15 protein-coding genes and 1 pseudogene are annotated in these 13,946 nt (G+C 71.8%); 11 read left to right on the top strand and 5 right to left on the bottom strand.

What is annotated here, in order from left to right; all coding sequences use genetic code 11:
• Window positions 1–11: 11 nt before the first annotated feature.
• The 6 genes and pseudogenes from GKS42_RS02390 (at window position 12) to GKS42_RS02365 (ending at window position 5,243) form a co-directional block, all read left to right on the top strand.
• Window positions 12–467 carry a hypothetical protein gene (locus GKS42_RS02390; protein WP_154792389.1) on the top strand — a complete coding sequence of 152 codons (456 nt, stop codon included), beginning with the start codon at window positions 12–14 and terminating at the stop codon, window positions 465–467.
• Between the two features lie 42 nt (window positions 468–509).
• A pseudogene (locus GKS42_RS02385) lies at window positions 510–1,633 on the top strand (SIR2 family protein); the annotation flags it as partial.
• Window positions 1,634–1,636: 3 nt separating this feature from the next.
• Window positions 1,637–2,047: a hypothetical protein gene (locus GKS42_RS02380; protein ID WP_232847889.1), complete on the top strand. Its 411-nt coding sequence runs from the start codon at window positions 1,637–1,639 to the stop codon at window positions 2,045–2,047.
• A gap of 96 nt (window positions 2,048–2,143) precedes the next feature.
• Window positions 2,144–3,688: an acyl CoA:acetate/3-ketoacid CoA transferase gene (locus GKS42_RS02375; RefSeq protein ID WP_154792386.1), complete on the top strand. Its 1,545-nt coding sequence runs from the start codon at window positions 2,144–2,146 to the stop codon at window positions 3,686–3,688.
• Window positions 3,689–3,729: 41 nt separating this feature from the next.
• Window positions 3,730–4,512, top strand: a complete 783-nt coding sequence (locus GKS42_RS02370; RefSeq protein ID WP_154792385.1) for an enoyl-CoA hydratase/isomerase family protein — start codon at window positions 3,730–3,732, stop codon at window positions 4,510–4,512.
• Complete coding sequence (locus tag GKS42_RS02365; RefSeq protein WP_168217721.1) at window positions 4,509–5,243, top strand: SDR family NAD(P)-dependent oxidoreductase; 735 nt, start codon at window positions 4,509–4,511, stop codon at window positions 5,241–5,243. The genes GKS42_RS02370 and GKS42_RS02365 overlap by 4 nt, the downstream gene beginning before the upstream one ends.
• On the opposite strand, the gene GKS42_RS02360 is transcribed toward GKS42_RS02365, so the two are convergent.
• Together GKS42_RS02360 and GKS42_RS02355 are read right to left on the bottom strand one after the other, a co-directional pair.
• Entirely contained in the window at window positions 5,228–6,256 is a 1,029-nt protein-coding gene (locus GKS42_RS02360; RefSeq protein ID WP_154792383.1) for a LacI family DNA-binding transcriptional regulator, read from the bottom strand. The two genes, GKS42_RS02365 and GKS42_RS02360, sit on opposite strands and share 16 nt — an antisense overlap.
• 25 nt (window positions 6,257–6,281) lie before the next feature.
• Window positions 6,282–6,650: a nuclear transport factor 2 family protein gene (locus GKS42_RS02355; RefSeq protein ID WP_168217720.1), complete on the bottom strand. Its 369-nt coding sequence runs from the start codon at window positions 6,648–6,650 to the stop codon at window positions 6,282–6,284.
• Between the two features lie 38 nt (window positions 6,651–6,688).
• Here GKS42_RS02355 and GKS42_RS02350 point away from each other — a divergent pair, with 38 nt between their 5' ends.
• Complete coding sequence (locus GKS42_RS02350) at window positions 6,689–7,132, top strand: glutaredoxin family protein (RefSeq protein ID WP_154792381.1); 444 nt, start codon at window positions 6,689–6,691, stop codon at window positions 7,130–7,132.
• 10 nt (window positions 7,133–7,142) lie between these two features.
• On the opposite strand, the gene rpiB is transcribed toward GKS42_RS02350, so the two are convergent.
• Entirely contained in the window at window positions 7,143–7,598 is a 456-nt protein-coding gene (gene rpiB / locus GKS42_RS02345; RefSeq protein ID WP_154792380.1) for a ribose 5-phosphate isomerase B, read from the bottom strand.
• A gap of 156 nt (window positions 7,599–7,754) precedes the next feature.
• Here rpiB and GKS42_RS02340 point away from each other — a divergent pair, with 156 nt between their 5' ends.
• On the top strand, window positions 7,755–8,816 hold the full coding sequence (locus GKS42_RS02340; protein ID WP_154792379.1) for a DUF2332 domain-containing protein: 1,062 nt from the start codon (window positions 7,755–7,757) through the stop codon (window positions 8,814–8,816).
• A gap of 39 nt (window positions 8,817–8,855) precedes the next feature.
• Here GKS42_RS02340 and GKS42_RS27005 read toward each other — a convergent pair whose 3' ends face one another.
• Entirely contained in the window at window positions 8,856–9,338 is a 483-nt protein-coding gene (locus tag GKS42_RS27005) for a DUF4143 domain-containing protein (RefSeq protein WP_435529657.1), read from the bottom strand.
• On the opposite strand from GKS42_RS27005, the gene GKS42_RS02335 reads away from it, so the two are divergent.
• From GKS42_RS02335 to GKS42_RS02325, 3 genes are all read left to right on the top strand, one after another.
• Window positions 9,234–10,646, top strand: a complete 1,413-nt coding sequence (locus GKS42_RS02335) for an FAD-binding oxidoreductase (protein ID WP_232847888.1) — start codon at window positions 9,234–9,236, stop codon at window positions 10,644–10,646. The two genes, GKS42_RS27005 and GKS42_RS02335, sit on opposite strands and share 105 nt — an antisense overlap.
• Before the next feature lie 159 nt (window positions 10,647–10,805).
• Complete coding sequence (locus GKS42_RS02330; protein WP_154792378.1) at window positions 10,806–11,294, top strand: hypothetical protein; 489 nt, start codon at window positions 10,806–10,808, stop codon at window positions 11,292–11,294.
• 79 nt (window positions 11,295–11,373) lie between these two features.
• Window positions 11,374–13,119, top strand: coding sequence for a DUF4091 domain-containing protein (locus GKS42_RS02325; protein WP_232847887.1), 1,746 nt, complete (start codon window positions 11,374–11,376; stop codon window positions 13,117–13,119).
• Here the strand turns inward: GKS42_RS02325 and GKS42_RS02320 are convergent.
• Window positions 13,031–13,939, bottom strand: a complete 909-nt coding sequence (locus tag GKS42_RS02320) for a helix-turn-helix transcriptional regulator (RefSeq protein ID WP_290368044.1) — start codon at window positions 13,937–13,939, stop codon at window positions 13,031–13,033. The genes GKS42_RS02325 and GKS42_RS02320 overlap by 89 nt on opposite strands.
• Between the last annotated feature and the right edge of the window lie 7 nt (window positions 13,940–13,946).

Here is a 13,946-nt window from a genome sequence, read left to right as displayed (position 1 = left end):
ACGGTTCACCCATGCGCCACCCTGCACGGACCCTCGTGTCCACCCTGGCGGGCGCGGTCCTGCTCGCGGCCTGCACCGGAGCTCCGGCCGGACCCGACCTGCCCGACCCGGCGGTTCTCGACCCGACCCTTGCCCAGGCCGAGGGGTTCTCCGGTGGCGCCGGCGGCCAGGTGGATCCGGCGGCGGACTCCAATGCGTACGTGGGGTTCCATCTCCCCGCCGGTCGCTACCTCCTGCGGGTCGCCTGTACGAGCATCGACGGTTCCACGTTGACGGTGACCGTGGCAATCGACGATGTCGACCTGGTCAGCCACACCGCTGAGTGCGGCACCGTGGACGAGGACGGCTACACGGCGCTCACCTCGGACTCCGAAGCCTTCGACGCACCCGGCGGCGACGTCATGACCGTCGGCACCGCCAACGTCGCCGCCTCATTCAACGTCGGGTACATCGTGGTCAACGACTGAACCGTGCCCCCGGCACCACACGAACGTCGATACCGTCCGTTCATGAGCAACGGGCATGTGTTCGTCGTCCAGGGACGGATGGAGAACCTCGACAGCGATGCGGTGATCCTCGCCACCGATCGGTACTTCAGCGTGAGCGGTCACTGGGCACCGACCCTCGGTCTACCCGATGCCGGGTTCGGGGAGGCGGTTCGGACCCTGCAGCCGGATGGCTGGAGTGAGCGACGGTGGGGCCGCGCCACGGCGACCGGCCCCGCCGAGCCACCGAAGCCGACGTGGTTCGTGGACGTGGCGTCCTACTTCTCCCGCTCCTTGACCGAGGACCTCGACGACGTGATGGCCCGGCTCCGCCGGGTGCTCGCCGAGGTGGCACGTCTCGATCCGGGGCAGGGGCGATCCCACGTGCTCGTCTCGATGCCACTGCTCGGCACCGGGCACGGCGGGTTCGGTCCGAACCGCGGTCAGGTCATCGACACCCAGTTGCGGGTCTGCCGTGAGGAGTCCGCCGCTCTGGGCATCGACATCGTCATCGTTGCGAACTCCACGTCCGACTACACGGCGCTCCAGGAGCGGCGGCGTGAACTCGGCTCCGGGGATGCACTGCTCACGCCGGAACTGCGTGCGGCCGCGGAGCGCCTCGCCGCCGTCGCGCGTTCCGGGGAGCTGGCACTGTTCCTCGGCGCCGGGGTGAGCATCGGGGCCGGACTCCCGTCATGGAACAGCCTGCTCGGCAGTCTCGCGGAGGGCAAGGACGTCGATCTGACGCAGCTCTCCTCGACCCTCGACCGGGCCGAGCTCCTGCGGATCAAGTACGGCGCTGACTTCGGCGCCGCCATCGCCGCCCAGGTCACCCATCAACGCCGCTACGCGATGACCCACGCGATCCTCGCCGCGCTCGGATGCCGCGAAGTCGTCACCACGAACTACGACCGGTTGTACGAGCTCGCGGCCGGTGACGTCCAGGCGAACGCGGGGGTCGCCGTCCTGCCCTTCGACAGGGCCCAGCAGGACCGCCCCTGGGTGCTGAAGATGCATGGTGATGCCGAACGCCCCGAGACGATCATCTCACCCGCAGCGACTTCGTCAGCTATGACGCCACGTCACGGCCGATGGGCTCGCTCGTCCAGTCGCTGATGGTGACCCGGCACCTCCTGGTCGTCGGAGCCTCCATGACGGACGACAACTTCCTTCGTCTGACGCACGAGGTGATCGCGTTCCGTGCGGCGGGGTCCATGTCGACCGAGGACAAGGAGCGACCGCTCGGCACCGTCCTCCCGCTCAGGCCCGAGCCCGCCCAGGCCGAACTCTGGCACAGTCGGTTCGATTACGTGCCGGTGTCCGCGTCGGGCGATCCCGAGGAGTCCCGCGCGCGGTCGCTGACCATCTTCCTCGACCACATCGCCCTCCTCGCAGCCGGGAACAGCCACCTGCTCGACGAGCGGTACGAGGCGCTGCTGGAGGATCGGGAGGCAGACCTGGTCGCCAAGGCCCGTGAACTCCATGACGCACTCACGTCCATGTCGGACCGACCCACCCGATGGGACCCCGTCGTCGAACTGCTCCGTTCGCTCGGCGCCTGACCGGATCGCCGCTGAACCGCCCCACCCACGGGCGACTCGCTTGACTTCCATTTTGTAACCGGTTACAACAGATGGACCAAGCGAGAGGTACCCGCGATGCCCGTCCAGATCGTCTCCGCCGACGAAGCCGCCCAGCGCGTCCAGGACGGCCACACCGTCGCGCTGGCCGCGAACGGTGGTGGCCAGCTCGAGCCCACCGCGGTGATCGCCGCCGTCGAGCGCCGCTTCCGCACCGCCGGCACCCCACGGGGCCTGCGGCTGGTGCACGCCCTCGGGGTGGGCGACCGCGACAAGCGCGGCGTGAACGGCTTCGCCCACGAGGGCATGACCACGCGGGTCATCGGCGGGCACTGGACCTGGTCCCCCGCGATGATGGCGCTGGCGGCCGAGAACAAACTCGAGGCCTACGTGCTGCCGGCCGGAGTCATCACCCACCTGTTCCGTGAGTCCGGTGCGCGGCGACCGGGATACATCACCCGGACCGGCCTGCACACGTTCGCCGACCCCCGCAACCAGGGTGGCCGAGCCAACTCCAGCGCCCGCGAGGAGCTCGTCGAGGTCCTCGAGCTCGACGGGCAGGAGTACCTGCGCTACCGGCCGCTGCACGTGGACATCGCCCTGGTGCGGGGCACCGAGGTCGACGAGCTCGGGAACATCGGCGCCGACGCCGAGCCTGCGATCCTCGACGCCCTCGAGGCCGCGCAGGCCGCCCGCGGCTGCGGCGGCACGGTGATCGTCCAGGTGAAGCGACGCATCGCCGGCCGCCTCGACCCGCGCCGGGTGCTGCTGCCGGCGGCCCTCGTCGACTACGTCGTCGTCGAGCCGACCCAGATGCAGACCTACCTCACCGAGGAGGACCCGGGCCTGTTCCACCCGGTGCCCGCCGAGGAGTCCGTCGCCGAGCCGATCACGGACCCGATCCGCGCCGTCGTGGCGCGGCGCGCGGCCCTCGAGGTCAGCGCGGGCGACGTCCTCAACCTCGGCTTCGGGATGAGCGCCGACGTGGCCAAGGTGCTGCGCGAGCAAGGGCGCCTGGACACGGTCCAGCTCGCCGTGGAACAGGGCCTGTACGGCGGCGAACCGGAGCTCGGAGATCTCTTCGGCATGTCCCGGGGCCCGGCGGCACGGGTGAGCTCGTCGGTGCAGTTCGACATCTTCGCCGGCGGCATCATCGACGTCACCTGCCTGGGCATGGCCCAGGTGGACGCCCGCGGGAACGTCAACGTCTCCTCGTTCGGCGGGAAGGTGATGGGCCCCGGCGGGTTCGTCGACATCAGCCAGAACGCACGAACGGCGGTGTTCTGCGGTGCGTTCCGCGCCAAGGGTCTGCGTGTCCACGTCGAGGACGGGCGCCTCGTCATCGACTCCGAGGGTGCGGTCGCCAAGTTCGTCCCCGAGGTCGAGCAGGTGACCTACGCCGGACCGTTCGCGGCCGGGGAGGGTCGCCGCGCGCTCTACGTCACCGAGCGCTGCGTCTTCGAGCTCACCCCGGCCGGGCTCGCGCTGACCGAGGTCGCGCCCGGCATCGATGTCGAGCGCGACATCCTCGCCCACCTCGACTTCCAGCCCGTCATCGGCGAGATCAGGCCGATGGCTGCCGAGGTGTTCGCACCGGTCGCGGCCGCGCTCCCGCTGCCCTGACGCAGCCCCTCGCCCGCCTGCCATCCCCCGAAGGAGCCCTCGTGCCCGTCCACGTCCACCCGGACCACACCGTCATCACCTTCGACCGGCCGCACAAGCGCAACTCGATGGACCTCGCCGCCTGGCAGTCCCTCGGTGCGGCGGTCCGGGCGGCGCAGCAGGACCCGGCGCAGCGCGCGATCGTGCTGCGCGGTGACGGGCGGTCCTTCTGCGCGGGCAACGACATCGACGCGATGAGCGCACTCGACGGCGTCCAGGGCGCCAAGGACTACTTCGTCACGGGCATGCTGCCCACCTTCCACGCGATCGCCGCCTCGCCACTGCCGGTGATCGCCGTCGTCGAGGGCGCCGCGCTGGGCGGCGGGGTCGAGCTCGTCACCTGGAGCGACATCGTGATCGCCGGCGAGAACGCCACGTTCGCGCTGCCGGAGGCGAAGATCGGGGTGTGGGCGACCGTCTACTTCGGCGCCATGCCCGCGGCGTCGAGCCGGCGCCTCGGCGCGCGGTTGGCGCTCGCCGGCGACACCCTCGGCCACAAGGAGGCGAGGGACCTCGGCCTGGCGACCTACGCCGTCGGGCAGGAGGAACTGGACGGCACGCTCGAGCGGGTGCTGAACGGCGTCCGCGCGGCAGCGCCGGACGCACTGGCCCGTTCCAAGCGCTGGCTCAACCGGGAACTGCTCGACGACGGGCTCGCCGCGAGCGAGGCGGCGCTGAACGAGCTGAGCGAGGAGACGCTCCAAGGGGTCGAGTTCACCGACCGGATGGACGCGTTCCACGCGGCCAAGGCGGCACGTACCGCGGCCCGGGAGGGGGCGAAGTGACGTTCACGGACCAGACCGCCGTCGTCACCGGGGCCGCGAGCGGCATCGGCCGCGACATCGCGACCGCGTTGTCCGGCGCGGGTGCCCGGGTGCTGTTCGTCGACCGCTCCCCTGCCGTGGACGAGATCGCCGAGCGGGCCGGGGCCGAGGGCCTCGTCGCCGACGTCGCCGCGGCCGACTTCCCGGCCCGGATCACCGACTGGCTCGACGGGCGTGGCCTGTCCCACCTGGTCACGGCCGCCGGCATCCAGGTCCGCACCCCGGGCATCGAGATCGCCGAGGAGGACTGGGCGCGGCTGGTCGACGTCAACCTGTCCTCGTTCTACCGCATCGTGCGCGCGCTGCACGGGGCGTTGCGCGCCGGGGACGGCACCCGCCCGGGATCGGTCCTGGCGATGTCCTCGATGTCGGCGGAGCGGGTGCTGGCCGGGATCGTGCCGTACGGCTCGGTCAAGGCGGCGCTGTCACAGCTCATCGCGGGGCTCGCGGTGGAGCTGGGCGAGGAGGGGATCCGGCTGAACGCGATCGCGCCTGGGTACATCCGCACCGAGATGACGGCCCAGCTGCTCGCCGACCCCGCCAACCACGAGCGCATCGTGGGCCGCACCCCGATGAAGCGGCTGGGCTCGCCCGCGGACGTGACCGGTCCGGCGTTGTTCCTGCTCTCCCCGGCGGCCGGCTTCGTGACCGGGCACACGCTGCCCGTCGACGGCGGTTACGCGCTGGCCTGAGCGGCTTCGCTCGGAACCGGTCCGGTCGAGTCGCGGACCACGAGCTCGGCGGCCAGCTCTGCCGGCGCCGGGTCGACGCGCTCGCCGTCGATCATCCGGCGCAGCGTCTGCCAGCCCTCGCTGCCCAGCCGCTCGCGGGGCGTGCGGACCGTGGTCAGGGCCGGTGAGGAGTAGGCGCTGAAGTCGATGTCGTCGTACCCGGTGAGAGAGATGTCGGTCGGGACGCCGATGCCACGCTCGGTGAGCCGGTTCAACACCCCGAAGGCGACGAGATCGTTGAAGCACGCGATCGCCGTCGGGCCGATGTCGAGGGCGGCATCGGCCGCGCCGTGCCCGGCGGCGATGGTGCCACCCGCCTCCAGGACCGTGACCTGCACGCCGAACCGTTCGGCGCGGCGCGCCGCCTCGAGCCGGCGCAGGTTCTGCCACGCCCCGGGCGGTCCGGACAGGTAGATCACCCGCCGGTGACCGATGTCGGCCAGGTGCCGGTAGAGCTTGGTCATCCCGCCGAGGTTGTCCACGCTGAGATCCGGCAGCTCGGTCTCGGACCTGGGGCCGAGCAGCATCAGGACCGGCCGGCGCGAACCCTGCAGCGCCTCCAGCGTGGCCCGGTCGGAGCGCGGTGCCACCAGCAGCAGCGCGTCCGCCTGCTGGAGCATGTCGACGGCGAGGGCCCGTTCGGCGGCGGCGTCCTCCATCGAGTCCGCGACGATCATGGTGTAGCCGTCCGCGGCGCTGGCCCGGCCGATCCCGCGGATGATGTCGTAGAAGTACGGGTTGGACAGGTTCGGGACCAGCACGGCGATGCGGCGGGAGGTGCCCGTGGCCAGGCTCCTGGCGATGGGGTCCGGTCGGTACCCGAGCTCTCGGGCGGCCGCCAGTACTCGCTCGGTCCGCGCGGGGCTGACCACCCCGGTGCCCGCCATCACCCGGCTCACCGTGGCGACCGAGACGCCGGCGGCCCGGGCCACGGACCGGACGGTCGCGGGGCCTGCGGACTCGGGATCGGTCATGGAGCCATTGTGTCGCGGATGGCGGTCAGACCGGTCGGCGGTCACTCGGCGGTGTCTGCTCGACGTCGGTCCACACCTCGGTCAGCTCCGCGATCAGCCCGTCGCGCGCGGTGATGAAGGTCGCCACCCCGAAGCGTTGCTCCTGTTCGTCGACGGTACCCGTCACCAGAGCGCGGCCAACCGCCCGATCGCCGGCGTCGACGAGGTCCTCCCATCGAAACCGCTGGAATCCCGGGTAGTCGACGTTCAGCCGAACGAAGTCATCCCGCCCGAACTGCTCTCCGGTGTGGACGTAGTCGCCTCGGAAGGCCGGATGGAGCAGTGCCGGCAGGTCGTCCCAGCGGTGGCCGTCGAGAACATCGCCGAGCTGACGTAGCAGTTCGATTGCGCTCATGGGCATGGATTGTGCCACCGTCGGATTAGTCTCGAACGATGGCTCCGGAACGCCGCAAGCAGTTGCTCCTCGGGCTCCTGCCCGTCCTTCTCGCTCTGGTCCTGCTGGTCCTGGGCGACGGGAGCCCGTGGCTCATCGGTGCCGTGGTGGTGGCCGGGCTGCTCCTGGTCGCACTGCTCGCCCGACGCGGGCGGCACACCCCGTGGCGGTCCGCCGCGCAGCGCCTCGGCACCGGCGGCGCGGTCGTGTTCTGGAAGCCCGGCTGCGTCTACTGCGAGCGTCTGCTCCACGACCTGCGTGGTGACGACCGGATCACCTGGGTGAACGTGTGGGCGGACCCGCAGGCGAACACCGAGGTCCGCCGGCTCAACAACGGGGACGAACTGACGCCGACGGTGCTGATCGGCGATCAGGTGCTGCGCAACCCCAGCGCCGACCAGCTGCGGACCCGGCTCACCGGGACGGCCGCGGACGGTGCCTGACCGGGCCGCGTCAGACCCGGGCTTCCTCGGCCTCGATACCGGCGATGATCTCGAAGCGCTCCTGGTAGATGCCGCCCTTGAACTCGGCGCCGAGGAACGCGTCGGTGATCGCGAACGCCATCTCCGGAGCCACCACGAAGGCACCGAACGCGATGATCTGCGAACCGTTGTGCTCGCGGGTGTGCTTCGCCGTGAACGGCTCCGAGCACACCGCAGCCCGGATGCCGCGGACCTTGTTCGCCGAGATCGAGATCCCGATGCCGGTACCGCAGATCAGGACGCCGCGGTCGGCCGCCTCGTCGCGGATCAGGTGCGCGACCTGCTTGGCGTAGTGGGCGGAGTACTCCGCCTCACCCGCGCCGTCCCAGCCGACGTCGATAATCTCGTGGCCGCCCTCGCGCAGATGCGCGGCGACGGCGTCCTTCAATCCGTGTCCCGAGCTGTCGGACCCGATGGCGATCTTCATGAATATCCTCCTGGCGTGATCGCCTCCAGCCTAACCTCGAACGACGCGGTGACCGGCGGGTGTCCACCACGTAGTCACGACGGCGGGCCGCGCCCTGGCTAGGATCGTCGCCGATGCCAGACACCGACCGGAGACGACGGCAGATCGTTGGCAGCCGTGGGTAGTTCACGCGCACTCGCCGAGGCGTATCGGCGCTTCGCGGAGGACGACGGCGGGGCGTCGCCCCTGTCCGGACGCGTCGCCATCGCCGTGAGCCGGTCGAGCGCGGCGCTGCGCGCCGTCGAGACGGCGCCGGCCCGTAGGCGACGTCCCGCGATGGTCCTCGCCGCGCTGCACGACCTCGCCCTCACCGGTCGGGCCCCCGCGCTCGCCGAGGCCTACGCGGCCGGCGACGGTGACGCTGCCGCCAGCGCCGCCGTCGAGACGCTCACCGCGATGGCCGACGCCGTCGTCGCGATCGTCACCAGCCGACAGCTGCGGGCCGAGGAGACCGGACGGGCCACGGTGCTGTATCCGGCCATCGCGCACGCCGCGCACCGCGTCGGCGCGAACGCGATCGGGCTGATCGACGTCGGCTGCTCGGCCGGGCTCAACCTGACCGTCGACCGGGTCGGCCTGACCTACGGCAACGGTCAGACGCTCGGGGACCTGGCCTCGCCGGCCCAGCGGTCGGCCTCGATCGTCGGCGACCGGCCGCTGCCGGAGCTCGCCCTGCCCGAGGTCGTCGCCCGGGTCGGCATCGACCGGGACCCGGTGGACGTGACCGACCCCGACGACGCCCGCTGGCTGCGCGCCTGCGTGGCACCCGACCGGCGCGAGCAGCTGGAGCGGCTGGACGCCGAGGTCTCGCTCGCGAGGAGCGAACCACCGGTGCTGCTCCAGGGCGCCCCGGCGTCGATGCTGCCGAACGCCATCGCCCGGGTCCCGGCGCACGCCGTGCCGGTCATCACCTCCACGTGGGCGCTGTCCCGGTTGCCCCTCGAGGGCCGGCGACTCTTCCTGGACAGCCTCGAGGAAGCGGCCGGCGACCGCCCGGTGGCCTGGGTGTCCGCGGAGGGCGTCGGCGTCGCACCGACGATCCCGACGCTCGGTGACCGTCCCGCCTCCGGCCACAGCATCATCGGGCTGGCCACCTTCGACCGGGCGGGGCGGCACTCGGAGGCGCTCGGCCGGTGCTGGTCGAAGGGTCGCCTGCTGTCCTGGTTCGCCGCAACGTAGACATCACTCTCGGTGTCGGTGCCCGGCCTGCGAGGAAGATCAGCCGGACATGGCTGTGGCTCCGCCACGGTCTCGCAAGTGCGACAGACTGACCGGTCCCGTCCCCAACGCGAGCAGCGGTCGAATCTGCGCCGTGACGAACGCGTCGATGAGACGCCCGAGCACGTCTCCCGATCGCAGGGCGGCCTCGCGGTCAACACCGACCAACCGTGCCGCCCGACCTGGAACCATCACGTAGCACTTCGGCGTCCTGACCGGACGAGAGAACCGGCTGGTGTGCCACGCGGGGACTCGGTCGATGATGCGCAGATCCTGTGCTGATGCATGTTCTGCCGGTTCTCGCCGGACGCGGCAATCTGGCCCGCGCCACGCGACTATCGTTGCGGACGAGGATGCAGCGGTCCAGGACAGGCGCCGATGATGACGACCGACGGAGTGAACCAGACGATGACGACTCCCGAATCCGACACCGATCGGATCGAGGACCTGGTCCAAGCCCTGCCAGGTCTGAAGGTGCTGCACGGCATCGACGAGCGGGAGGCGCACCGTTGGGACCGTGCGCTCGACCCGAACGCCGGGCTGCCGATGGCCGTGGTCCTGCCGCAGACCACCGAGCAGGTCCAGCAGGTCGTGCGCTACGCCGGCGCGCGTTCGATCCCGATCGTCCCGCGCGGCGCCGGCTCCGGCCTGTCCGGGGGCGCGTCCGCCGTCGAGGGCGGGATCGTGGTGTCGATGGCGGAGATGACACACGTCGAGATCGACCCGGTCACCCGGATGGCCTTCGTTGAGCCCGGCGTGATCAACGCCGACCTCAAGGCCGCGGCCGCCGCCGTCGGGCTCTGGTACCCGCCGGACCCGGCGAGCATCGGCTTCTCCTCGATCGGTGGCAACGTCGCCACGAACGCCGGCGGCCTGTGCTGCGTGAAGTACGGCGTCACCACTGACTATGTGCTCGGCCTGACTGTCGTGCTCGCGGACGGAACCGCCGTCGACCTCGGCGGCCCGCGCCTGAAGGAGGCCGCCGGACTGTCGCTGACCAAGCTCTTCGTGGGCAGCGAGGGCACCCTTGGGATCATCACCCGGATCGTGCTGCGGTTGGTGCCCCAGCCGCCGCCGTCGGCCACGATGGTGGCGACGTTCGCCGATCTGGGCGCGTCCTGCCGGGCCGTGCTCGCGGTCGCCAGCAGCACCCGCGCCTCGATGCTCGAGTTCATGGACAACGTCGCGATCAACGCCGTCGAGGACATCCACGGCTACGGCCTGGACCGCACCGCCCAGGCGATGCTGATCGCGCAGTCCGACCAGCCCGGCGAGGCGGCTACCCGCGAGATCGAGGCGATCGCCGCCGTCTGCCGGGAGTTCGGTGCCCAGGAGGTCCTGGTGACCGCGGACGTCGAGCTCGGCGAGACCTACACCGCCGCGCGCCGCGGTGCGATCCCCGCGGTGGAGACCAAGGGCCGGCTGCTGCTCGGCGACGTCGGCGTGCCGGTGCCCGAGCTCGGCGCCCTGGTCACCGGGATCGCGGACATCTCCGCCGCCCGGGACGTGATCATCAGCGTGATCGCCCACGCCGGGGACGGCAACACCCACCCGCTCGTGGTCTTCGACCCGGACGACGCCGGCCAGGCCGCCCGCGCCGAGGTCGCCTACGGCGAGGTGATGGACCTGGCCATCCGGCTCGGCGGCACCATCACCGGCGAGCACGGCGTCGGCCGCACCAAGAAGGCGTGGCTGCCCGGCTATGTCGGCGAGGACGTGCTCCGGCTGAACCGGACGATCAAGGACGCGCTCGACCCGAGGGGCCTGCTCAACCCCGGCGCCATCCTCTGAGCAGCCCCGACCCGACCGCCGCCCCGCCGACCCAGTGACTGCGCCGTCGACCTCGTCCGTCACGAGGGGCGATCTTGGCACGGCAGGTGCGGGGTCAATGGGCACCTGCACCCACGCCACGACCGGGCCGGCGCCCAGCCGGCTGCCTACACTCCGGGAATGCAGGGGCACCCGGATCACCAGGTCGGACGTCCGTCGCGCGCACCGACCACCGCGCTGGTGTTCGCCGTCGGTGGGCTCGCGATCGCCCTCGTCGCGGCGATCCTGCCCTGGACGGTCAGCAACGCCACCCCCGGGGACCCGGACTTCAGCGAGGATCCCGTCGCGACCATCAGCCTGTACATCACGGGACTCCTCGCGCTCGGCGGCGTGGCTGCGCTGGTCTGGCGCCGCACCCGCACGTGGCCGGTGCTGCTCGCGGGTCTCGGCCTCCTCATCCTGGTGCTGGCCCTGGTCCTCGTGCCCACCGCGGAGGTCATCTGGGACGGCGTCGACGAGCAGGGCCTCGCGACCGGAGGCTACGTCCTGATCCAGCGGGGGCCGGCGGGATTCGTTGCCGTGGCCGGCGGCATGCTGGCGACCATCGGCGCGATCCTCGGCAACCGCAGGGACACCCCGGCTGCCCCTGCCGGCGCGCCCGGTTGGTGACGGCGCCCGCGAGCGCGTGAGGTCACGGGGGCGCGGGCCCGTTAGTCTCCACGCAACACCGCGACCCGAGGAAGCTCACGTGACCGATCGCCCCCACCCCCGCCCGGACTGGACGTTCCAGCTCGTCGACACCCTGGAGAAGGTGTTCGCGGACGAGCGCCCGGCACCGATGGCGGCCGGTGCGCCGCTGTCCGGGTTCCTCGGTGAGACGTTGTCCGTCCAGCTCGCCTACCTGCCGCCCGCCGCGGAGAGCCTGAGTGCGCTCGGCACACTGCACCCGCGGGTGGACGGTCCGCTCGCGCACCTGGTGAAGGTGTCGACGGTCGAACTCGTGCCCTGCGCCCTGGTGGCGTTCGACGGGCATGACCACGGCTACCTGCGCGACTCCCCCGGTCTCTACCCGGACCTGCTCCGGCCCGTGCCGTCCGGGACTCCGGTGCGCCCCGCCGTCGGGTACTGGCAGGCGCTGTGGTTCGACGTCGAGGTGAGCGACCCGGCTCTCGCCGGGCGCCACGACCTGCGCCTGAGCGTGGCGGACGCCGACGGTGCCACGCTGTTCACCGCGACGATCGAGGTCGTGGTCCACCCGGTCGAGCTGCCCGCGCTGGACATCGTCAACACGCACTGGCTGCATGCGGACAGCCTGGCCGAGTACTACGACGTGCCTGTGTTCAGCGAGGAGCACTGGGACCTGCTCGACGCCTACCTCGGCGCCGCCGCGCGGATGCGTGTGAACTCCGTGCTCACGCCCACCTGGACGCCGCCGCTGGACACCGCGGTGGGGTCCGAGCGCACGCCGGTGCAGCTGGTCGGCATCACGCCCGACGGCGGAGGTCACGTCTTCGACTTCGACCTCCTGGGTAGGTGGTTGGGTCTGTGCCGCAAGCACGGGATCACCACCGTGGAGATCGCCCACCTGTTCACGCAGTGGGGCGCTAAGGCGACCCCGGCCATCTACGTCCGGACCCCGGCCGGCGTCGAGCGGCGGTTCGGGTGGGACGTGCCCGCGACCGACCCGGCCTACCGGGCCCTCCTGGCGGAGTTGCTGCCCGCGCTTCGCGCCTACCTTGCCGAGCACTGGGACGGCGGCGTGCTCTTCCACATCAGCGACGAACCGGGCGAGCGCATGCTGGTCGACTACCGGGCCGCGCGGGCCGTGGTCGAGGACCTGCTCGCCGGAGCCACGGTCGTGGACGCGCTGAGCGACTTCGAGTTCGCACGCTCCGGAACCGTGGACACTCCGATCGTGGCCACCAACCACGTGCAGGAGTTCCTCGACCACGGAATGAGCCCGTGGGTGTACTACTGCGTGTCCCAGCACCGCGACGTCGCGAACCGGTTCATCGGGCTGCCGTCGCTGCGCAACCGGGTGCTCGGGCGGCAGCTGTTCGTGGCCGGCGCGCCCGGCTTCCTGCACTGGGGCTTCAACTTCTGGGCCGCCCAGTACTCGACACGTCCGATCGACCCGTTCACGGACACCAGCGCGGGCGCCGCGTTCCCGGCCGGGGACCCGTTCATCGTCTACCCGGGACCGGACGGGCGGCCGTGGCCGAGCATCAGGTACCGGGTGTTCGCCCAGGCCATGGACGATCACCGCGCGCTCCAGCTGCTGCGTGACCTGACCGACGCGGCCACGGCGCGGGCCACCGTGGACCAGGCCGGCGAACTCGGGTACGCCACGTTCAGCTACGACCGCGAGCACTACCTGGCTTCACGCCGCGAGGTCGACGCGGCGATCATGACCGAGCTGGCTCGCCGCGACGGGTCTCCTGCTCCCGGAACGCCGACGGCGACATCCCGACCCGGCGGTGGAACAGCCGACTGAAGTAGGCCGGGTCGTCGTAGCCGACCTGGACGGCGACCTCGGCCACGCCCGCCGTGGTCTCCGCCAGCAGGAACTGGGCCCGCTCCAGGCGGGTCGCGAGCACGAACTCGTGCGGGGTGAGCCCGGTGGCCCGCAGCACCGCCTCGCGCAACTCGGCCTCGGTGCGGCCCAGCGCGCGGGCGCGGCGCTCGACGGGCATCGGGACCAGCGCGGCAGCGGCCAGGGACTCGATCACGTCCGGCGCCTGCGCCGCGGATGCCGGCGGCGCGCACTCCGCCGCGACCGCGATGAGCTGGTGGGTCAGCGCCGCCGCGAGCATCGCCCCGCGCCCGCCGGGCACGGCGAGCAGCCGGCGCAGGTGGGCGAACACGGGGGTGACCCGCCCGACGAGCTCCGGCGCCGCGCGACGCACAGGTTCGTCGCGGTCCCAGGCACCGAAACCCTCGAGCGCGCGCGTGCCGACCCCTTCGAAGAGGAGCCAGTGCTCCTGCCAGCCACCGCCGTCGGGCCCGTATCCGTGCGCCAGCCCGGGGAACAGCCAGATCACCGCCGGTGCCTGCACGGCGACGCCGTCGGGGTGCGCCTCGTCGGCGTACCGGCCGCGACCCTCGGTGACGAGCACGAGGCCGTGCGTGGCGAGGCGGCGGTCCCGGGTGTGCCGTGACGGACCGCTCTGCTCCCCGGCTCCGCGGCAGCTCAGGCCGCTGTCCCGCAGGGCGGGCTCCGCCGCCGGGTAGGCTCGCCAGCCCGGACCGCTACTGGGTGCAGAAAAGTCCAAGTGTTCGCCGCCGATCGTCCATGGGCAGGAGGTTCGCCGCACGCTAGCG

The organism is Occultella kanbiaonis (assembly GCF_009708215.1).
In the GTDB taxonomy this organism is placed as follows: Bacteria; Actinomycetota; Actinomycetes; order Actinomycetales; family Beutenbergiaceae; genus Occultella; species Occultella kanbiaonis.
Note: the sequence above shows the minus strand (reverse complement) of the source record. Positions and strands in the feature narration are given on the sequence as shown.